This window comes from Peptacetobacter hiranonis, assembly GCF_008151785.1.
Taxonomy (GTDB): domain Bacteria; phylum Bacillota; class Clostridia; order Peptostreptococcales; family Peptostreptococcaceae; genus Peptacetobacter; species Peptacetobacter hiranonis.
Map to the genome: position 1 here is coordinate 1,211,242 of NZ_CP036523.1, position 22,380 is coordinate 1,233,621.

19 protein-coding genes, 1 tRNA gene and 2 riboswitches are annotated in these 22,380 nt (G+C 31.5%); of the genes, 3 read left to right on the plus strand and 17 right to left on the minus strand.

Features of this window, described 5'->3' with window-relative positions:
- Window positions 1-72 precede the first annotated feature (72 nt).
- The 15 genes from KGNDJEFE_RS05630 to KGNDJEFE_RS05705 all read right to left on the minus strand — a co-directional run bounded on the left by KGNDJEFE_RS05630 (window position 73) and on the right by KGNDJEFE_RS05705 (window position 18,299).
- On the minus strand, window positions 73-483 hold the full coding sequence (locus tag KGNDJEFE_RS05630; protein WP_006439543.1) for a helix-turn-helix domain-containing protein: 411 nt from the start codon (window positions 481-483) through the stop codon (window positions 73-75).
- 446 nt (window positions 484-929) lie between these two features.
- Entirely contained in the window at window positions 930-2,723 is a 1,794-nt protein-coding gene (locus KGNDJEFE_RS05635; RefSeq protein ID WP_006439545.1) for an aminopeptidase P family protein, read from the minus strand.
- Window positions 2,724-3,286: 563 nt separating this feature from the next.
- Window positions 3,287-4,189: a Ppx/GppA phosphatase family protein gene (locus tag KGNDJEFE_RS05640; protein ID WP_006439546.1), complete on the minus strand. Its 903-nt coding sequence runs from the start codon at window positions 4,187-4,189 to the stop codon at window positions 3,287-3,289.
- Window positions 4,190-4,231: 42 nt separating this feature from the next.
- Window positions 4,232-6,352 (minus strand): polyphosphate kinase 1, encoded by a 2,121-nt coding sequence (gene ppk1, locus KGNDJEFE_RS05645; RefSeq protein WP_040410264.1) that lies wholly within the window; start codon window positions 6,350-6,352, stop codon window positions 4,232-4,234.
- Window positions 6,353-6,604: 252 nt separating this feature from the next.
- Window positions 6,605-7,792, minus strand: a complete 1,188-nt coding sequence (locus KGNDJEFE_RS05650) for a cation:proton antiporter (RefSeq protein WP_006439548.1) — start codon at window positions 7,790-7,792, stop codon at window positions 6,605-6,607.
- Window positions 7,793-7,844: 52 nt separating this feature from the next.
- Window positions 7,845-7,916: riboswitch (Fluoride riboswitch) on the minus strand.
- Between the two features lie 85 nt (window positions 7,917-8,001).
- Window positions 8,002-8,691 carry a hypothetical protein gene (locus KGNDJEFE_RS11845; protein ID WP_040410265.1) on the minus strand — a complete coding sequence of 230 codons (690 nt, stop codon included), beginning with the start codon at window positions 8,689-8,691 and terminating at the stop codon, window positions 8,002-8,004.
- On the minus strand, window positions 8,663-9,526 hold the full coding sequence (locus KGNDJEFE_RS05660) for a hypothetical protein (RefSeq protein WP_006439550.1): 864 nt from the start codon (window positions 9,524-9,526) through the stop codon (window positions 8,663-8,665). Before KGNDJEFE_RS05660 ends, KGNDJEFE_RS11845 begins: the two co-directional genes overlap by 29 nt.
- 22 nt (window positions 9,527-9,548) lie before the next feature.
- Window positions 9,549-9,974: a hypothetical protein gene (locus KGNDJEFE_RS05665; protein WP_040410266.1), complete on the minus strand. Its 426-nt coding sequence runs from the start codon at window positions 9,972-9,974 to the stop codon at window positions 9,549-9,551.
- 12 nt (window positions 9,975-9,986) lie between these two features.
- On the minus strand, window positions 9,987-10,430 hold the full coding sequence (locus KGNDJEFE_RS05670) for a DUF4869 domain-containing protein (RefSeq protein ID WP_006439552.1): 444 nt from the start codon (window positions 10,428-10,430) through the stop codon (window positions 9,987-9,989).
- 15 nt (window positions 10,431-10,445) lie between these two features.
- Entirely contained in the window at window positions 10,446-12,479 is a 2,034-nt protein-coding gene (locus tag KGNDJEFE_RS05675) for a hypothetical protein (RefSeq protein ID WP_006439553.1), read from the minus strand.
- 560 nt (window positions 12,480-13,039) lie between these two features.
- Window positions 13,040-13,765 carry a DUF4241 domain-containing protein gene (locus KGNDJEFE_RS05685; protein WP_006439555.1) on the minus strand — a complete coding sequence of 242 codons (726 nt, stop codon included), beginning with the start codon at window positions 13,763-13,765 and terminating at the stop codon, window positions 13,040-13,042.
- Window positions 13,766-13,779: 14 nt separating this feature from the next.
- Window positions 13,780-14,349, minus strand: a complete 570-nt coding sequence (locus tag KGNDJEFE_RS05690; protein ID WP_006439556.1) for an SMI1/KNR4 family protein — start codon at window positions 14,347-14,349, stop codon at window positions 13,780-13,782.
- Window positions 14,350-14,377: 28 nt separating this feature from the next.
- Window positions 14,378-16,657 carry a DUF4261 domain-containing protein gene (locus KGNDJEFE_RS05695; protein WP_006439557.1) on the minus strand — a complete coding sequence of 760 codons (2,280 nt, stop codon included), beginning with the start codon at window positions 16,655-16,657 and terminating at the stop codon, window positions 14,378-14,380.
- A gap of 13 nt (window positions 16,658-16,670) precedes the next feature.
- Window positions 16,671-17,171 carry a hypothetical protein gene (locus tag KGNDJEFE_RS05700; protein WP_006439558.1) on the minus strand — a complete coding sequence of 167 codons (501 nt, stop codon included), beginning with the start codon at window positions 17,169-17,171 and terminating at the stop codon, window positions 16,671-16,673.
- A gap of 24 nt (window positions 17,172-17,195) precedes the next feature.
- A complete protein-coding gene (locus KGNDJEFE_RS05705; RefSeq protein WP_006439559.1) occupies window positions 17,196-18,299 on the minus strand; it encodes a hypothetical protein in 1,104 nt (367 codons plus the stop codon).
- 311 nt (window positions 18,300-18,610) lie between these two features.
- Between KGNDJEFE_RS05705 and KGNDJEFE_RS11955 the strand changes: the two genes are divergently transcribed.
- Window positions 18,611-19,195, plus strand: coding sequence for a hypothetical protein (locus KGNDJEFE_RS11955; protein WP_006439560.1), 585 nt, complete (start codon window positions 18,611-18,613; stop codon window positions 19,193-19,195).
- A 181-nt stretch (window positions 19,196-19,376) separates the two neighbouring features.
- On the opposite strand, the gene KGNDJEFE_RS05715 is transcribed toward KGNDJEFE_RS11955, so the two are convergent.
- Window positions 19,377-20,225: a patatin-like phospholipase family protein gene (locus KGNDJEFE_RS05715; RefSeq protein WP_006439561.1), complete on the minus strand. Its 849-nt coding sequence runs from the start codon at window positions 20,223-20,225 to the stop codon at window positions 19,377-19,379.
- 347 nt (window positions 20,226-20,572) lie between these two features.
- On the opposite strand from KGNDJEFE_RS05715, the gene KGNDJEFE_RS05720 reads away from it, so the two are divergent.
- Both KGNDJEFE_RS05720 and KGNDJEFE_RS05725 read left to right on the plus strand, forming a co-directional pair.
- On the plus strand, window positions 20,573-21,220 hold the full coding sequence (locus tag KGNDJEFE_RS05720) for a DUF4275 family protein (protein ID WP_006439562.1): 648 nt from the start codon (window positions 20,573-20,575) through the stop codon (window positions 21,218-21,220).
- Between the two features lie 52 nt (window positions 21,221-21,272).
- Window positions 21,273-21,806 (plus strand): O-acetyl-ADP-ribose deacetylase, encoded by a 534-nt coding sequence (locus KGNDJEFE_RS05725; protein ID WP_006439563.1) that lies wholly within the window; start codon window positions 21,273-21,275, stop codon window positions 21,804-21,806.
- A gap of 160 nt (window positions 21,807-21,966) precedes the next feature.
- On the opposite strand, the gene KGNDJEFE_RS05730 is transcribed toward KGNDJEFE_RS05725, so the two are convergent.
- A tRNA-Arg gene (locus KGNDJEFE_RS05730) sits at window positions 21,967-22,040 on the minus strand.
- A 171-nt stretch (window positions 22,041-22,211) separates the two neighbouring features.
- Window positions 22,212-22,311, plus strand: a riboswitch (TPP riboswitch).
- The last annotated feature ends 69 nt before the right edge of the window (window positions 22,312-22,380 follow it).

A 22,380-nucleotide genomic window follows, 5' to 3' on the forward strand; every position in this document is an offset into this window, starting at 1 on the left:
TTCCTTTATCCATTATTAAACTTAATAAAAATAAAATTGTTAGTAAAAAAAATATATAAGCAAGTTATTTTACTACTTATTTTTCAGCAAAGAAATTGATACACTCGCCAATCCTATTCCCAACATAATAAATGCAGTATTTGTTTCCAACTCTCCTAATACAGCCAAAACCGTTACTGCAATTCCCATAGCAAGCCCAATTCCTTTTGGCGCTACATCCATAACCTCTTCAAACTTACTTTCCTTTACAACTTCCTCTTCTCCAACATTAACATCTGACTTTACTTGCATTAACTCATCCACAGAAACATCAAAAATCTCTGCTAACTTTGGAATAGAATTTATATCAGGAAACGACAAATCTCTTTCCCACTTAGAAACTGCCTTATCAGTAACTCCCATCTTCTTCGCTAAATCTAACTGTGTCATACCTCTATCTTTTCTCAGCGATGAAATCATCTCACCAAAACTCTGCTTATTCATACGCATATCCTCCTCTTATATTATGATAAAATCATACCATATACATATAAATATACTCAACCAACCTGTAGTTTACCTTACTCTACCAATAGTTTAGAATTAGTTTACACAAACTCTGTCAACAAACTTCACCAATTTCTTCACTTTTAAATACAAATAGAACTATATAATTGAAAATAGAATACGGATGTCGCGTTTGTATTTTATGACATCCACTTTTTATCTTTATGTATAACAATTTTAATAACTTGTAAAGAAAAAGACTAGCTTGAAACGCACGCAACAATCTACAGACGGCTCGCAACTTTTAAATGTGTTATATAATAAAAGCGAGCCGTCGAAGCCTGGCGCGAAGTTCAACTAGTCTTTTTCTTTGTGTTGTTTGCGATTAACAAAAGATAAAAAGGGATGTCACAATACATCGCGACATCCCAATATTCATTCAATTATATAGCTCTAGTGTATTCTTTTAACCATTCTCTTTCTTCTTCAGTTAGATGTGGTCCTATTTTTTCAAATACCTGAGCATGGTAGTTATTCAACCATTCTCTCTCAAACTTAGTCATCTCATCTGGATTTATACCATCTAAATCTATTGGAGCAAATGTTATTGTTTCGAAGTGCATAAACTGTCCAAACTCATTCTTTTCTCCCTTAGTAACTATCATCTCATTTTCTATTCTTATACCATGAGATCCTTCAACGTACACACCAGGCTCATTAGTTAAAACCATGCCTTCTTCAAATTTATGGTGTTCATTTTTAGATTTAACTATCTGCCATCTAAATCCTGTTGGTGGTTCATGTATGTTAAGAAGGTATCCTACACCATGTCCTGTACCGCATTTAAAATCTATATCTAAGTCCCAAATTGGTCCTCTTGCTATTGCATCTAAGTTGTATCCAAAGCATCCGTATAAGAATTTCGCTCTTGATAAATTCAGCATACCTCTAACAACTGCTGTGAAGTGAGTTTTTAATTCATCGGCAACTGGTCCCATTACAAACGTTCTTGTTATATCTGTAGATCCTTCGATATATCCTCCACCAGTATCAGTTAAGAATAAATGCTCTGGAAGTACTTCAACATCTGATTCATCAGTTGGTGCATAGTGCATCATAGCTGCATGATCTTTATACGCACAGATTGGTTCAAAACTATCTCTTATATAGCCTTCCTGTTCTTTTCTGAATTCTTCAAGCTTTCTAGCTGCACTCATTTCAGTTATTTTTATCTTACCTACATTAGTTTTCATCCAATGCATTAATTTTGTAACAGCTATACCGTCTTTTATATGGGCATTTTTTATATTTTCAAGCTCAACATCATTTTTCATAGCTTTCATAAGTATAGTTGGGTTCTGATGTTCTATCTTTTCAACACCTTCTGGTATATTATTGTAAAGTGCGTAATTTAACTTCATTGGGTCAATCATAACACTTTCACCAGCTTTAAGGTTCTTAACTTCTTCATAAATATCATTGTATGGACGAACTGTTATATTATTTTCAGCAAGAAGTGCTTTTGCTTCGTCGTTTAATTTATTTTCATCTATAAATAAATCCATGCCATCAAGTTTAACTAAAGCGTATGAGAATATAAGTGGATAATAAACAACGTCATTTCCTCTCATATTAATTAACCAGCAAACATCGTCTAAAGATGCTATTATATGTGCTGTAGCTCCATTTTCTTTCATAACATTTCTAACTCTCTCAAGCTTAGAAGCTACACTTTCACCTGTATATTTTTCATCAAGCACGAAAACAGGCTCCTTAGATATCTCTGGTCTATCTTCCCAAACATCACCTACTAAATCGCATGAATACTCTATAGTTATATTCTTAGACGCAAGGGCTTTTTCTAAATCCTGTCCTTCTTCCATAGAAACAACACGTCCATCAAATGCTACCTTACCATTTTCTGGAACTATCTGCGCAAGATACTCCTCCATAGTTGGAACACCGTCTTCAAACATATGGAATAAAGAAATGCCACTTCCCTCTAACTGTTTCTCAGCCTGAGTCCAATATCTACCATCAGTCCAAAGACCAGCCTCATCCTTTGCTATCATAACAGTCCCATAAGAACCATCAAATCCAGAAATAAACTCTCTACATTTAAAATACTCTCCTGCATTCTCACTCTGATGGAAATCTGCTGTCGGAACTATATAAGCATCTATCCCATTCTGCTCCATAAGAGCACGAAGTCTTGCTATTCTATCTGCTACCTTCATCTAAAAAGCCCTCCTTAAAAAAATAAATATAAAAAACCAATTGTGAAAAAATTAATTCGTTCTTTAATAATATCACAATAATTTAGAAAATTCAAATTTATAAAAATAATATTATAATATAAAAACACGAACTAAGTGTCCCTTATAAAACCATATTTATAAACTTCAAACAAATCTCTCTACATGCACCGATAAAATTATTACCTATATAAAAAAATGGCTGTTGCAATAATTTACAAACAAGCCTTTTTAAATTAATCTTTTACAAAATTACTAACTTAAAAAGAGTGTATAAAATCAAAATTTGCTATAACTATTAATAGCATGTAGCATATGAGTTATATAGACAAAACTCTCTCGACAATCTGCAGACGCGGGTTTTAATTACAACAAAGTAATTTACATACACGCACGTCGAACCCTGGAGAGAAGTTTGTCTATATCTCATATGCTTTCATAATAACAAAAGATTAGCTAATTTTGATTTATACACTCTTAACAGATAGTCAATTTAAAAAGATTAAATAAAAAGGCTGCTGCAAATTATTGCAACAGCCACATTTTTACATTGGTAATATTTTATCGTGTATATATCCATCTCTTACACCATTTTTTACTACAACTACTTCATCAACACCAGACATTGTACAAATAGTATTAAGAACAACCAAACTTGGTATAATATTATTCATACGATCTGGAAGTATTCTCTCAAGAATATCTACATCGCTCTTTCTCGGATCAGAAAATCTCTCTGTAAGCTGATTAAGTTCTTTAATAGGAATATAATACTTATTTGACTTCTTCTTAGTCACATAAATATATCTGTGGATTTTTGCTGCAGCTCTTGCAGTACCACCCATTAAATACATAACTCTATGGTTATTTCCTTTAAAAATCTTAGAACTTTTAACACTAGCTTTTACACAATCCTCGATTTCTTTTATCTCATCAAGTGTAGGATATACCATAGAAACAAATTTATTTCTCATCTCAAGACCACCAAGAGGTAAAGAAACTGAGTCTATAACCTGTCTGTCTTTAAACTTGAATATCTGCACACTTCCTCCGCCTAAATCAAGTCCCATACCACTTCTGTCTTTTACAACCTGGCTAAGACCTATATAGTCGTAATATGCTTCCTGTTCTCCAGTTATTATTTCTGTATTCTCTACAATCTTTTTCATCTCAGAAACAACATAAACACTATTATCTACTTTTCTAAGTGAAGCAGTTGCAAAACAGAATACTTCTGCACATCCAAGTAATTCACAAATTTTAGCAAATCTATTTAATACTTTTAAAAGTCTTTCAAGACCTTCCTCCATAAGATTACCATTCTGTATGAAACTTAGTATTACTGAAAGTTCCTTTTCCTTTAGTATAATCTTTATCTCTGTTCCCTTTAATTCAAATATTATTAATCTAATCGTATTTGATCCTACATCTATTATTCCATATCTCATCGACATTACTCCAATCTTTCTTCATTTTGAGTAGAGTCTAATTTATTTATCTTGCATCTCTAATTCCTTATAGGCTCTTTCAAAGAAATACTCCTGTGAATTTAAAGGAGCACCTTCTTGTTTAACATGTTTGTATGTACCATCTTTAAGCAGTTTTCTAGCTTTAACATTATCTGTGTACATTATCGCAAAGTCTTCAAGAATTCTCTTCTTAATATCTGGGTCTAAGATTGGTGTTGCTACTTCTACCCTTCTCATAGTATTTCTTGACATTAAATCTGCAGATCCTATATAAACCTTACTATCGCAACCTTCACCAAATATATACACACGAGTGTGTTCTAGGTAACGGCCAACTATACTTATAACTTCTATATTTTCTGTAATACCCTCTACTCCTGGTATTAAGCAACATATACCTCTTACAATAAGCTGAACTTTAACCCCAGCTCTTGAAGCTTCTATAAGTTTATTCATAATTCCCTTATCAGTTAGAGAATTCATCTTTATACCTATATAGGCTGGTGCTCCATGTTCTGCTTTAACAATTTCATTGTCTATCATATCCATAATAGGCTGTCTTAAACAAAGTGGAGATACTAGCAATAGGTCTGATTTTTCTACAACTTCTCCAAGAGATAATCTATCAAAAACTCTACCTGCTTCGTGTGCGATTCTCTTATCAGCAGTCATTAAGCAGTAGTCTGTGTATAATTTTGCTGTTTTTTCGTTGTAATTCCCTGTACCTATCTGAGTTATGTATTTTATTCCTTCATCAGTCTTTCTTGTTATTAGACATAATTTAGAATGAACTTTTAATCCAGGTAGTCCATAAATTACTCTACATCCAGCTTTTTCAAGTCTTCTTGACCAGTTTATATTGTTTTCCTCATCAAATCTAGCTCTTAACTCAACTAATACAACAACTTCCTTACCGTTTTCAACTGCATTTGAAAGTGCATCTACTATCTTACTATCGCTTGATAGTCTGTAAAGTGTCATCTTTATAGATACAACAGTTGGATCTTCAGATGCTTCATATAGCATATCTAAGAAAGGCTTCATGCTATTGTACGGATAGTATAAAAGTTTGTCCTTTTCTTCAATCTGTTCTATTATAGAACGTTTTGATGAAATATCAGGCGATTTCTGAGGAACTCTCTTTTCATAGAATAACTCTGAATGATTTCTAAGCTTGTCCTGTATCTTTCTAACAAAAGAAAATTCAAGCGGTGATTTAGAATAGAATATACTATCATCATCTAAGCCTACGTATTTTCTAAGAGTTTTTAACGCTGAACCATTAAGCTCTCTTGACATTTCCATTCTAACTGGCGCAAGTTTTTTTCTTTTCTTAATTAGCTTTTTCATTGTATCTCTGTAATCTAAGTCTTCGTCGTATACTGTTTCCTCATCAATATCGGCGTTTCTAGTTATTCTTATCAGAGATTTACTCTTAACTTTATACTTTTTAAATATTTTAGTTACAAAGTGAAGAATTAGCTCTTCTGCCAAAATATATTTTCTATCATCAGATGGAATTTGAATTAATCTTTCAAAAACATCACCTGAACAAGGAACTATACCTAATTTTTCTGTTCCATTCTTACCTTCTAAAGAAACTATTGCGTATATTTCTTTTTCCTTTAAGAATGGGAATGGCTGTCTTTTTCCTATTATTTGAGGAGAGATAAGAGGTCTTATTTCTGAATCAAATAATTTTTCTAACACTTCCTCGTCTTCAAGAGTTAGTGCCTTACTGTATTCATTTTTTAAATCTTCAACACAGTCCCCCGCTTCATTGCACTTTACCCTTGAATGAAAGTCTACTAGCTCGATTCCAAACTCCTTAACTTCTCTCATTAAATTATTGTAAGCATCATCTTTTAACCCATTTAATTTTTTTGTATATTTTACAATTTCTTTAATCTCCTCTTCAGGAGTCATATTTGTTTTACTATCCCTAGAATCCGGATCTACTATCATCTGGTCGTATAATGATCCGACTCTTACCATGAAAAATTCATCTAAATTGCTCTGGAATATCGATACAAATGTCAGCCTTTCCATTAAAGGAACTGATGGATCCATCGCCTCTTCAAGCACTCTTTTGTTGAATTTTAGCCATGATATTTCTCTGTTATCATAGTATCTTTTAGTCATTTTTCTCTCTCCCAACATCTTTATTTTATAGATATCATATTTATCTGATTGCTATAAACATTAGTAAAATTATCACATAATTAAAATACTAACACTTATAAAAAAATCATTATAGTAAGCAATTGTTAAAAGAGGGTTAAAAAAATTTAACAAGAATTTGAGTTAATCAAGCTTTTCTTAACTTTGTTATGAATATAGTCTATCATAATTTTCAGAATATTGCACGTTTATATAGCAAATTTATTTTAATTGCTATAATAATTTTTCTTTTGAGAAATCTATTAAAAATGCTCCAAGTGGTGCAGTTATTATTATTGCAAGTACTGCAATTGATAGTACAAGTTTTCCACAATTTAGTCCAGCCGCAAGTGGTACTGATCCTATAGCAGCTTGAACAGTTGCCTTTGGAAGATATGAGAACACACAGAATAATCTTTCTTTAGTGTTTAATTCTGTTCCAATCATGCAAATAAATACACCTATTGAACGAATTGCAAGTGCGATAAATATCATAATAACTGCTGTAAATCCAGCTCCCATTGTATATCTTATATCGACAGCAGCCCCAACAAGTACGAATAAAACAACTTCTGCGGCTATCCAAATTTTACCGAATTTCTCTTGAAGTCTGACCTTTACAATATTTGTACTCTTCATAGCAAGTACTAATGCCATACTTGTTACAGCAAGAAGTCCGGACATAGCAACTCTTCCTTTTAAATAATCTTCAAGTGCAACAAGTAAGAACGATACAGCCAAGATAATTATGACTTTTGTGCTGTTTCTTATCAGATGTTCTTTGTTGTATCTATACTCAAAGAATCTATAAAGAATTAATCCAACAACAGACCCAATTAAAATTCCAGATACTATCGAAATTGGTATGTCTGCAAAACTAGAAAGATTAACACCTTCTCCTTGATTCATAGCTAAAAATGTACTGAATAGCACAATTACAAATACATCGTCAAAAGATGCCCCAGCTAAAATCATCTGAGGTATTCCCTTCTTTGTCCCGAGATTATTGTCCATTAAATCAACCATTCTAGGAACTACAACTGCTGGAGATACTGCACTAAGTACTGCTCCAATTAGTGCAGCCTCTACTCTGCTGACACCAAATAAAATTGGAGCAAATATTGCATAAGCAATTATTTCAAATGTAGCTGGAAGAAACGACATTAAAAGCGCAGGTCTCCCAACTTTTTTTAAGTCCTTTAAGTCTAGTGATAACCCAGCTTTGATTAAGATGATGATAAGAGCCATTTTTCTAAGCTCTGATGATATGTTTAGAATTGAGCTATCTAAAAAATCTAGTACATAAGGACCTAAAATTATCCCAGTTACAAGCATTCCTATAATTCTCGGAATTTTAATTTTTTCGCATATAGATGCCAAGCTCATTCCAACTAAAAAAATTAAAGCAAGTGATACTAACATTTTGTTTCTCCTTTTATTTTATTTTAAACGCAAAAAAGCTGATGGTTTCTGCGTGGTTGCAGAAGTCATCAGCTCGATAAGCGGTTTAGGTTTCCCAAGGGAGACATTCATTCCCTAGTTGTATTTTGTATATTTATAATTTATATTATTTTAGTTGAAAAAGCAAGAAATATTTTAATGATATTTTTATAATTTAGTTGCATACATGACTATTCAAAATTTTGAAATGTAACCTTGTCTTTATAAATTTTACTAGAATCATTAGCATAATTTATCTGACAAAATGCTTGTCTTACATGAAATTTCTCTAAAGAACTATTAAACCATTTCTTAACTTTCATATCAAATTCAATTCCTTCGTCTAAGTCAAAATCTCCAAACATAATTACTACGGTTGATGCCATACAAGAATCATCCAGATTTTCCCAGATATGTACTTTCATCTTTTCAGAAAAAGGACATTTTTGTACAAGCTCTCCCTTTATATATTGGTATTCAGGACTACAATCAAGTCGAAAACTTATATTTACTGTGAATAACTCACTAGACACTAAATTTTGACATTCAAAGTTTTTACCAAATCCACCTGAGTCAGTTACTTGACAATAAGCTTGTTCAATATTAAATGAATTGCAGCACTTATTAAACCACTCACCTATTTCATCAAAATCTTCATAAGCCCTTAAATCACCAAATACTGAAACATCTAAATACTCATTTCCTCTAAAGATATTGATATGTAAAGATTCCTCTGAACCCATAGGTAAGTAGTACTCCTCTCCATTGAATTCTTCACCCCAGAGTAACTGTTTACCAAACACTTTATAAATATCTTTATCACTTACTACTTGATAATCAGCAAGCCTAAAATTACAATTCACATGAGTCCATATGCTCATTGTCATCGCTCCTTTCTGCTTGGTTTAAGGGTATACTTTGTAAATCCCTAACACTATTATACGCTTCTTCAAAATCAGTTATATCATTTTCTCTCATGTACCCATAAACTCTTTCGTACATCATCATCTCAAAGTAACTTATACTAGGATCAGCATATTTACTTACATCGTACCCACCTAAAAGTCCAAAGAAAAGATTCTCTATTTGCGCTTCATCAAATCCAGGTTTTGCCATACAAGTAGGGTCAAGACCATATGACAAAGTTTTAATTACTAAATGTATACAATTTACATTATGCGATAAAGTAATATACGGAGTTGGATCTACTCCGCTGTAAAATCCATAACATATTTCGCATAATTGTTTTTCAGACCATCCCTGTTCTAAAAGTCTATAAATCTGTTCATTATGTTTCGAATCATATAGCATATACTCCATAACATTAATAGGTAATCTTTCATCTAATATAGGTGTTATATCTTTACCCTCTTCTATAAATTTTATAAAAGCTTGCATTAAACGATAATCATATTTAGAATCCATAAAAGGTTCTGGATTTATTCCTCTATTTAATGCATCATTAAAGCATGCCATTTGTAAACCATCAAATTTTGATACATCGTAATATTTTTTATCATACCCCTTTTCAATTCCCTCAATGGCTGCACGTATTTGAAAATTGTCTATTCCTGGTTTAGGGATATCTCCTAAATCAATTCCATCTTCTAATGCACTTGCAATTATAGTTAATCCGTCATAAGCAACACAACCTAAATGTGTTGTATCATAACCCTTATCTTTTAATCTTTTAAGTTCTAATTCTTTCAAATCCATAATTTACACCTTCTTTGTAATTCTATACTGGTTTTTCTAAAGTAATATATATCTTATTTTTAGTTGTCTTATCCTCATCTACAACCATTTTTCTTATTGGCCTAGAAGGATCTTTTACATCTCTTGTAAACAAAACAAAATAATACTCACTATCCTTTATTCTCTCTAAAAAATCCTCATACTCAAATATTTCGTCAAAATCCTGTATAAACGTTATATTTTGCTTATCTACTTTTAAATATTTTTCTAATTCAAAATATCTTCCTTTCATATAGTAATAGCATCTAATATCGCTCTCATCATGAACGGCATTAGGCTCATTATATGAATCTGATATCATTTTTATCAAAATATGCTCCCCTAACCAACTCTCATTTGATACAAGGGTTATTTTATCATCTAACTCAAATTCATAATCAATCTTAGTACTGTAAATATGTACCAACATTAAAATCACCACCTATAAATACTTCCCTGCAAGTGTTACATAATCTATGGTATTTCTTACAATCTTATCTTCATTTGCAATATATATCTCAAATTCTTCATCTCCAAAGTTCATAATATATCCAAGCCTTATAGTTAAATCTTTCATTTTTCCAATTTCTAAAATCCATTTTGAACAATTATCTCCACAAGCAGAAGCATTGATAATTTTGTCAGTTTTGTACATAAGCATCAATGCACGTACACCACCAGACAATTCTTGAGGAGTTATTATTCCTAAAAATGGACTATCTATAATCCCTTCATAGATTACTTTAGATTTATCAATATCTTCTACCATATTTTTGATAAATGAATCATTGAACCATTCCTTATCATAGTTATAATTAAAATATATCTTAGGATTATATATAAAATTTTCGTCTTCTAAATTATCACCAAAATAAATTTTTAGCATAGTTTTATCCTCCTTTTATAAATTATCAATTTCAAACTTTAACTCTATTTCATCTAGATTTGGAACCTTGTCAAAAATCTCAGTTACACATCTGGCTTTTATAGCCTGTTCAAATGTGATATCCTCAGAATAATCACCTTCCATAAGCTGTCTAGATATCTCATTCTTCATTTCATCCTCTGTAATTTTGGGACTAGCATATACCTCTACACATAAAGATGCTAGTAATCCAAAGTAAATTAAACGCATTTGCCCAATAGTGAATAAAGGATTTTTTAATTTTATGGCACGCAATCCATCTTTTTCACATCTATAAATTAAATACATCTGATCTATACTAAACTCGCAGTTTTCATAGTTGTATGTATTAAGCCCTTCTTCTAAGCCTTTTACTATCAACTTCATCTGATCAGCTGTATATTCAGACTTAGCATATTTTATTATTGGTAAATCTTGCTCAACACCTTTAGCTATAATTTTCAACTGATCATCGTTAAAAACTACTCCATACTTTTCATTTTCCATCATCCAATAAATATTTCTCATTCTAGCTGCAGGAATACTCGGATCTAGATATCTTTTAAAATCAACACCTTTTAAATATCCCCAAAATATTACGTCTATTTGCTCTGAATCGTAATCTTCTAAACTTCCATTTGGAAATACCTCATTAAATCCTATTTTGTTTGATTCTGGATTTAGGTCATTTTCTAAAAGAATTCTAATTTTATACATAGTAGACCAAGAATTTTTAATATCTGAGTAAATAGTTACATCTACACCATGTTCAAACCCAAATCTAATCTCCTTAAGCTGATTATAATTAAGGTTAAAATTCAACATAGGTTTGACGTCTTTTGCACCACTTCTAATTGCGAGTCCTATTTCTTCTAACCTAATTCCCTCAAAACCTAATTTCGCATATTTTAGCAAATCAATCCCCCTATAGTAATTTGAGTTTAATACAGATTCTGTTTCCGAATCAAAATCATAATCAAAGTAATCGTGAATTTCGTCACATATTTTTAATTGCTTTCTAATTTTTTTCATCTTATACCGAGGATACTCTGGCTTGAACCATCTAGAATAGTCTTCTTTCTCATCTGGGAAGCGGTGTTCTTTCGTTGCGTCTATATATATTTTTAACTGATTTATGTTAAATCCTTGCTCAAAATATTTCGTTGTATTTATTCCTTCTTTTTCTAAATCTATAATTTCTTTCATTACTTTATATGAATAGTTTTTATTTAAAATTTTATCCAAACTTATACCACTATTAATCGCCCTACAAATCTCTTTGCATTGACCTATATTGTAACCATCTCTAATATAAGAAAGAACATTAACACCTTCCATTAGGCAGTAACGTATACATTCCATTATTTGTACGGAGTATTTAGGATTTTCGTAAATTTTGTAATCTATATCGTTTATCATGCCATAGTAAATTTCTGTTCTTTGTCCATCATTATAGCAAGGTTTAATCAGAACTGAATAATCTCTACCACTTATTACACAATTTGCAATCATATCACTTAAATCTGATGAATACTCTGGCTTAATATATAAATCCGGATCTATACCTCTTTTCAGCAGCATTAATATCCGCTCCATTTTCCAAGCGTCAAGATTGGGATTTAAGTATCTATTTACATCTACACCAGACTCTAACCCAATCCTTATTTTCCTCATTTGGTAATTATTAAATTCCACTTTTGCGTATATGCTAGCATCTACTCCAGATTTTATACCATCTATTATCTCTCTTATCTGCCAACAATCAAAAGCAGGATTTAAACATAGAGTTACATCTACCCTTTCTTCTAATCCTTCCCTCAATTCTCTCATCTCTAACCAATCAAACTCTGGATTTGCATATATTTTTGCATCAATACCTTTTTCTAATCCTTCTCTGATCTGTTTCATCTGTGCATAATCAAATTTTGGATCCGCGTATAAACTTACATCCAGCTTTTTTCTTAATCCTTTTTCAATTTCTTCATACTGTCCATTATAAAATTCTTTATTTTTGTATAAAATTTTATCCATCCTAATCACCTCCAATATTGATAATCAAATACTTAAAATTTAATTTCTAATGTTATACATTCTGATTCTAAATATGTAATATTCCAATTATTTGTTTTTAGTTATATTAACCACATTACTTATTATATTGCAGATAACTTTATTTTTATCATTTAGAATCTTAAATATTTCGTTTAAAGTTTAATTTTATACTAGAAACTACTATTTTTGTTTTCTGTTTTGTTTCAAGATTTACATCTACACCCAAATAAATATTACCGCCATTTGAATTAGCAAATGCTGAATATGTTTTTGTTCTATTTCATACATATATTATAAAATATTTATGTTTTGTTGTAAACACATAGTAGACAATAAAATTCTTTAAATGGGAATAATAAAAAAGCTGCTTGTAAAATTTTTACTCGCAGCCATTCTTATATTAACTTATTCCAAAAATCAAAATTACTGTAAATAAAAATAGAATTAAACCTAACCAATTTCTATCTACAAATAATTTAATAAACATAACAACTAAACACAGTAAAATTAAAACAACTACTCCATTCATTATCTAATTCCTAATCAAAAGTATCATCAGTAACATCAATAAACAAGATATAAACACCACAAATCTCGTCATTATCATCATATCCAAAATAAACAGGGTACACACCATCGCCCCAACCAGAAGCAAATATAGGAATATTCAGCTCTGTTTCAGGAATCGCCCAATTCAACCAATCTCCACCTTCACGCTGGTATTTTGGATATTTATCATAACTCTCTTCTAACAAATCACAGAATAAGTCGTTATATGGATCAATTCCTTCCTCTTTCTCGCATCTCTGCTCCCAATATTCTTTAAATGCTGCTTGAGTACTTTCATCGAGAATACATCCCATTCCCGCATCTACACAAAATCCAAAATACTCATCATCCTCTAGCTCCTCGTCTAAGTCCTCATTTCCAATCACACCTAAATCATAATAAGCTGGTTTATTATCATTAATCAAAACCTTTACACATGAATATCGGTCTCCAAATTTCTCACTTAATGCAACAGAAATATCTACATTATAATTTCCAGGAGGAATATTTTGAATATAAGCTGGTGCATCCTCAAGTTCAATTAATGGATCACAGGCAATTATTTTTCCTGTTGGAAAAGAAACTTTACCGATATTCAAAACATCAAGATTTATTTTTCCTATCTTGTTTTCTGTAAAGTATGCATCTAAATCTATTTTGCATCTAAGTGATTCTTTCTTACTTTCGTACTTAGTTAACCATTCTTTACTAGGCATAACACGTACCCTCCTTAATCATCAAAATCATCTTCAAAGAATTCCTCATCCTTTAGCCCACAGATAAATTCCTCAAAAGTATCTGCAAGATAAGTAATCTTGTAATCATGTTCTTGGTCAACATGAACAACTTTTGGCTCACCTTTAGGTCCACATTCTCTATAATCTAAGAAAATCATATCATGTCCAGCACTTGGACAATCGCATATAGCAACTCCAATAGCAGGATATTCCCATTCATCAATCATAAACTGGCTACCAAATTCTCCGCAAAGAGAATATCTCTTTTTTCTTCCAATACCTGAAATACCGGTAATAGCAACGTGATCCTCTGCCCAAGTAGTTGGCTCATTTGTTGGAAAGCATGATTTTGTAGTGATACCTCCATTATGCTGCTTCATCAGCCAAATATATGACTCTGGTAACTTATATCCTAATTCTTTTTCTACACTTTCAATCATTTCATCAGAAGGATATTCTTCAACATATTCATCTAATGAATAATCTATGTCATCCCAGAAATCTGTAAAATCATAATTCTCAAATGTCATTTTTTCACAACTTACATCATTTAAAATATCCATAATAATACCTCACTTAAATACTACACATCTAATACTCTTCTGCTTCATAAGAAATTTTCAAAGTCATTCCTGGTATTGAAACACCTTCACTTCTTTCAATTTTATGTATGTCCTCTTCTGAACAACCTATTGTTTCTCCGTCCTGAAGCTCAACATCACCTTCTATCACATAATAAGTAATTCCCACTAAGAAATCTCTCAGCTCCTCAGGATCTGCTTCTACATTTAAAACTTCCATTTCATCCTTGCCAAATAAATACATACCGTATGTATAGGCATTTAATCCATTTTCATTTTTATACATTCCAAACCAAATCCAGTTATAAATAGGTAGTTCCCCTTCTTTCATAACATCTGCGACATTTTCATAAAAGGCAGGTTCAAATACAACGCCACTAGTGTAAACTCCAGTAGCATATTTTTGATTACAGCAAGTGGCTGCTAATTTTGTAAATAATTTGCCTTTTTCTATTGTATTTTCTTCATTTCCTAGAACCGCAATCATAATATGAGCCTTGTGTTCTTTAGTCACTTCAACTGCTTCTGGCCACATATAATTATTTTCTGCATTTATTTCTGCTTCACCCTCTGGAATAGGATATTGGAACAGACTTACTGCTGCAATCATATTATCTATTTCAAATACTAGGCTATCGTCTCTTTTATCTCCATCTTCTTCAGCGACGATATCCCATTTTTCTTTTAAATCACAGATAAATTGTTGCTTATCCCATATTCCTTCAGACATTAGTACAAATCCTAAAAAATGCCCCTTTTCTTCACCTTCTAAATCCATATCACTGTATTCTAAATCATCAATTTTATCATCATTTTCTTCGTTTTTTAAACTTATTGTTCCCGCAGTTCGGCGGAAAGTATGGAATGTAGCCCAAGGAATATCACTTTCATCAAAGATATCCTTAGCTATGTATAAAACAGTTTTTAAATCCCATGCGATAAAATCAATATAACCACAATTTACACCTGTTGCTCCACCAATAAATTTAAATGCATCATCTCCACATTCCTCTTTAAGACTTTCTTCTAATTTATCTCTAAAAGCAAATATCTTTTCGCTTCCTTCTTCTTCTCTTAAAGTATCTATTGGATAGCATATAAATCCTGCTACTACACCGTCAGCATGAAGTTCATCCATATAGAAATCATCATCATTAAAATATCCATTGATTAAAGCTAGACAACAGCTAGAGCCAGCAATAATATCAAATCTCAAATCCGCATCGGGATCATCATTAGGGTTCATTTCATATCCTGTATAAAGTTCTAAATAATTTTCTGCATCATTTGATAACTCACTTCCCATTTCTTCAAGTTTTTCAGGAAGTTTTGAAAGTTTTATTGATTCGTCATCTCTTTTAGCTTTTAAAACATCAAATGAATAAATATATCTCATGTGAGAAATTTCACCCAAAATTTGATCAGTAAGTGTAGTCAATATCCACCAAACCTTATTCTCATCCTCATCAATTAGAGGAAGTAATTTTTCGCAATATACAGATAAATTAAACATCTCTTTGTCTGCTTTTTCAACCCAAACCTCTACATCTTCTCCACTTATATCTAAATCATCAATCCTTAAACCAATATTTTCATTTGCCTGTCTTCCAACCAATATATTCCAATTATCCAATATACTTTCTGGAACATGGTTAGCAAAATATACAAGCTCAAACAGTTTGACTTTATCGCCTTCTGGAGTAAGAATAATTTCATATTTTTCGCCATTATATCCCATTTCAAAGGCAATATTATCAAAAGCTATGTTAAGTATATCCTCACATTTATCAATTATCTCTTCGCCTCTTTCGTGATTTTTGTCCTCATCCATAATATGACGAATTTCTTCTTCCTCTTCAACAAATCTATTCCATGCTGCTTGAGTTCTTTCTCTAAAACTCATTGTAAATCTTGGAAAAGCAATACACTTTTTACAATCATTGATAAATAATTTAGTATCTTCATCTCCTGGACGTGCTTCTAAAGCTTTTTCAAAATATCTTAGTGCAAGCCCTTCCTGTTCTAAATAATAATAAGCATATGCCATACGGAAATTCCAACAATGATCTCCCTCAAAATATTCTTCATGAGGAACTAGCAAATCGATTGCTTTTTTGAACAGTTCTCTATCACTAGGCTCGGCTATATTGGCATAAGCACGAGCAAGCTCACTATCTGTTTCTGGAGTTCGGTTTTCATAAGGAATCTTTTCTAATTCTTCAATAATCTTTGCATAATTACCATCTTCATTCCAAATCTGACATTTTTCTAATAACATTTTAAAATCCATAAAACTTCCTCCTCTATTTTTCTCTTTCTTCTATCAAATCAAAAACCTCATCAATACTCATTTCAAACATTACTAAGTCATTATCTATTGGCTCAAAATAATATCTAACCTTCTCTACTCCAAATTCCTTTTCTAAATTTTTCCATTCCAAAGATAACTTAATACAAAAAGCCAACGTATCACTTCCAAGTGAGTCCATATACCAACGGACTTGATACTTTGGAGATACATAATTTTGAACACTTTTCAACGTTGTATCCCTATCAGCGAAATCATCTGCATAAGGAATTCTCTCAACAGAGCCATCCTTTTTTAGAATAATATCAATTCCACGTTCTTTTTCTATCTCTACACACTCAAATTGAATGTTATCTTCTAGTGGCAATTTTTCATTAAAATATTCAATAATAGATTCATCATCTTCTCGCCAATCAATCCATATAAGATCTTCACTTTCCCAAAATTCATCCCTATTTTCATCTGGTGATTTCAAAAACTTCCTTATATTTTCCATATCAATTCGTATCTCCTTTATTATTTAAGTCTGCTGATGAAACATTGTAATTACCTTGCAATCAGTACAAATCTCTATATACAGAGTTCCCTCAGCAAAATCCTCAATCGTATCCCAATGAATCTGTGCAAGATATCTCATCTTCTTACCACATTCTGGACACTCTCTATACTCCCAATCCTGTACCCAACTAGCAAATCCACCTATTGTATTGACATCACAGTTAAATGCTCCATAAAACAAAGGTCTTTCAATTTCAGATAATACCAACTTATTAGATACCATATCTTCAAGCATTTCCTCTGTATAATAATTTTCCTCAATACCTTCATATTCCAAAATCTCGCTTTTTCCATCAAGAGTAAATTTATTTGACTGCCCTTCAGATAAAAATATACAATTTGGACAACAACTCGCTGTAATTATTCCATCCATTCCCAAGAAATCAAATCTTTTATCTCTTCCATCAATCACCAAAATATCTACTAATTCGCATCCACAATGTTTACATTTTTCTCCTCTTTTTCTAGCTATAAATGTTCCATTTTCATCCTTTTTATCTCCAGGCTCAAATGAAAAGCATCTATCATAGTTTAGTTTTATGTACTCATTTTCTTCGTTGAAAGTCCAGCCGCCTTCTTCTGCGTACACATTCGTATCTACATATAAATTCCTTCTCCAAGGTTTTGGATTTATCTTTAACTCATGCAACGTATTTTTAGATTTTTCATCTTCTATCATTGCCAAACATCCTAAGATACAACTCGCATCATCACTTGATTCCGTAGCCATTATCCTTTCAATTAAGATATCTCTCACCTTTTCGTCAGCTTTATAATAAAGAGCACTTGGATAATATAATTCATATTCACAAGCTGCTTTTGCAATTTCCTTGCAATCTATTCCTCTTGTCATTAAATCTCCAAATAAATCAAATTCATCAGTTGAATAAAATTTTTCATCACCTAAAGATTTAATACTATTTATAATTTGATTTTTCTTTTCTTCTATTTCTTCTACAGACCAATTATTTACTTCTTTTCTGTGCTGCTTTGCTCTACATTGCCAACACAAACCTTCAAACCCTATAGATGTTCCACATTCTTTACATTTGTATTTCAATCCCATAAAAATCTCCTTTCAACTGACAATTTTTTTATCTTTACTCAGATACAAAAAATACCCTGCACAACATTTTTAAAAAAACTAGCTGATGCAAGGTACAAAATTTCCAACTAAAAAACTCTATCTATTACATTTTAGAGCCTATTTTTAGTGATTATTTAACTATTTATCTTATTTTAGCATATTATATTTCTCGATAAAATATTTATTTTAAATATTAACAAAATTTTTAGAAAATAAGCATTTTTAACTCAACTTAATATTGTTATCTATTGTTTTAGATTGTATAATAAAGAAAAAAAGGAGTATTTGATATGAGAAAATTAAGATTAATCTTTTCTATATTAACCGTTGTATTTGCTTCTCTAGGACTAGCAAAAATACTTTCTTATGATATATCACTTCCTTTGATGTTCGTATCTATGATATTAACGTTTTTAGTTTGGTCTAAGGAATGTTATGACAAAGGATCTAAAAGAGATAGCTATATCTTCTTAGGAGTAGCTATTTTCATAGCTGCAATAACTGCTTTTAATATAATTTCAAACTTCTCTTCAAAAGAAAATAATGCAGGAATTCAAAATGGAGAAACAGTACAGATGTACTCTCAAGAGGAAATCAACTCAGCTATCGACGTTATAAAGAAAGAATTCGAAAAAGATTGGAAGGGTTGTACTCTTAAAGAAATCCACTATGCAGGAGATAAGGTATCTAAGGAACATCAAGAATTTGCCGAAAGATACAATGCTGATGAGGTAATTGTATTGGTGTCGACTTTTGATGTTGATGAGTCTGATGGTGATGGCTCTTTAAACCCTAACAGTACTTACACTGATTGGAATTGGATTTTGGTTAGAAAAAATGGTGGAAAATGGAAACACGTAGACCACGGATATTAAAAAAAAGTATATAAAAAGGACAAGAGTATAACTGCTCTGTGCTCCAGGCTTCAGCGCCCCACCCTGTTAGAGTAACACATTTAGCAGTTGTGGGACGCTTGCAGTATTGTCGCTTTTGAGCAGTTATACATCTTGTCCTCAGTTTATTTACTTGTTTGCACGACGTTCATGACTTGCTAATTTAAAGGCTTAAATATTCTTTTAAAGATAAAAGTTTGTTACTTGCATCTTCTCTTCCTAAATCGTACATTTCCTGAATTTTATCCAAATCTCTTTCAATTCTCTTGATATCTACAAGTCTTGAAGGTCTTAATACAAAAATCTTCTTCTCTTTTTCAAGCTCATTTACCTTTTCAAGCTCCTCATTGTACACTTTATATCTATTATTTATAGTAGAAATCAAATTAGGATACTTGCGATAGAAAAGTTTAGGCATAAGCTCGTTTGATTTTTTCTTTCTATAGTCCTCAGGTCTTGTAAGTACTACAATCACTCTATCGTAGCCCATGCTCATAATCTTATCTATTGGGATACTATCAGAAATTCCACCATCTAAATAGCTCTTACCCTTCACACAAACTGGAGTTGATAAAAATGGCATAGATCCAGATGCACGCAAATACTCAATCTGATTCTTATCTCTAAAATCATCTAGCTTAATATACTCTGGTTTTCCAGTTTCGATATTTGTCACAGTTGCATAAAATTCCTCGTCGCTATTTTTATATGTATCGAAATCAACTGGATCTAGCTCATTTACAAGCTTGTTAAAACAAAATTCCTTGTTCATAACATTTCCCGTAGTTATCCACGAATGAAATCCCATGTATTCCTTGCTTGTTGCATAATTTTTATTATATCTCAACACTCTACCATGCTGCTTTGATTTGTAGTTCATTCCAAACAATGCCCCAGCAGAAACACCTATTATCCCATCGATTTTTATGTTATTTTCCATAAACACATCAAGAACACCTGCAGTGTACAAACCACGCATCGCTCCACCTTCTAATAATAATCCTGTTTTCATAGTTCACCCCTTAAAAAGTTCTTTACAGTTTTGAAATATAGCACTCTTTTTGATATAAGTCAAATTTAACTAATTAATTTATTATTAATTTTATAAATATTTAAGAATTTTTCGCACAAATACTATATAATGTTAATACATTTGTATTAATAAATTTTCTTAAATTAAGTACTTTAAAAACAGAGAAAAAATATATAAAAATGAGGCTGTAAAATAGAATATACCAAAGAAGAACTTGATTAAATATTGTATTCCTAATAAGTAAAGTATTATAATATATAGAAATAAATGATTTATATAAATAAGTTTAAACTCATTTAATAAATAAAACTAGGAGGAATAATTTTATGAAAAGATACTCAAAATATTTAGTAAGTGGTGTTGTATTCTTTGCAATACTATCGCTTGTCAGCTACTTCCTAAAACTAAACTGGAATATACAAATTCTTTTATTTGTAACTATTGTTTACATAGTGTTTAGTTTCATAAGCGATGTATTTATAGCAAAAAAATTCGCTAAAAATCCAGCTGCAGATGTAGAAAATTTGAGCGAAGAAGAATCTGAAAAACTTAAAAATTTAATAGACAAAGGTGTTCTATTCTTACATGTACCTAAAAAGCCTATCGCTGAGCAGTGGGATAAAGAATTTGATGCTTTAGTTTCTGAGGAAGCAAAAGAAAATAAAAAGAACTACTCTGACCAGTTCAAATGGCATTTATTTAGCTTTGACCTTCTTCCTGCTCTTACAGGTAACGAAGCAAAAGCAGCTTTTGATAAAGAAGAAAAACATGAGCTTTACCTATTCTTTGAATATGCAGAACAGACATATATAATTGGAAACGCAAATTTACTTAATGCAAAAGATATAGATGAGTTATTTGAAAAAAGCGATTTAGAATCATCAGATTTCTATTTCTTCGATCCACTAAACAGTTGGACTTATGTAATACCTCACGAAGAAGAACTAGGACCATACTTCTACAAAGCTAAATAATTTTATCCGATAAATTATCGAAGTAATAAATTTTTCTGAGGAGGAATCTAATATGACAATAGAAACAGTACTTGGAGATATAACAAAACAGACAGACGTAGAAGCAATCGTAAATGCAGCAAACAACAGCCTTTTAGGTGGTGGCGGTGTAGATGGGGCAATACATCGTGCAGCAGGACGAGAACTTTTAGCAGAATGTAGAACACTAAACGGATGTGAAACAGGGGAAGCAAAAATAACATCCGCGTATAAACTACCTTGCAAATACGTAATTCACACAGTTGGTCCAATATACAGAGGTGGGAACTCTGGCGAACCACAACTACTTGCAAATGCGTATAAAAACTCTATGAAACTAGCATTACAAAACAAAATTCGTACTATTGCATTTCCGTCAATCTCAACTGGAGTTTACAGCTATCCTTTAGAAGAAGCTGCAGAAATAGCAGTAACAACAGTAAATGACTTCTACATGGAACATCAAAATGAATTTGATTGCATAAGATTTGTATTGTTTGATTCTAGAACAAAACAAGCTTACGACAATGTAATAGATAGAATTATATTATCTTCTACATATATGTAAAACTGAATGAAAAAGGTTGTTACAACTCTTTTGTTAGTAAGACTATTTTTGCTTTGAATTACAATATATAAACGGCTTACAAATTTATCACAACACAAACGACAGAATAAAATGATGGATGCCATTAGAAAAATCCATTGGCATCCTCAATTATTCAAAGTGTCCCTGACAGGAATTGAACCTGCGACACCCGCTTTAGGAGAGCGGTGCTCTATCCTGCTGAGCTACAGAGACATATTTAAATCGTATATAACTAATAACATTAAATATTATATCACTAAAAATATTACTTTTCAAAAAAATTTCCAACACTTTCATTCATTTTCCAACATCAAAACTTCTACACAATTGAAAAAAACTATTTTCTATGCTATCATTTAATTAGTTGAATTTTTAAAATAATTTAAAATCAAGCAGGGGAGCTTTTTCGGCTGAGAGTAGGTAAAACCTAGACCCTTAACCTGATTTGGATAATGCCAACGTAGGGAGAAGATAAGATATCAAACACGAGCCTTTGTTGGTTTCGTGTTTTTTTATTTTTAAAATCTCTCTCAATACTAAAAAGACTGGGGGA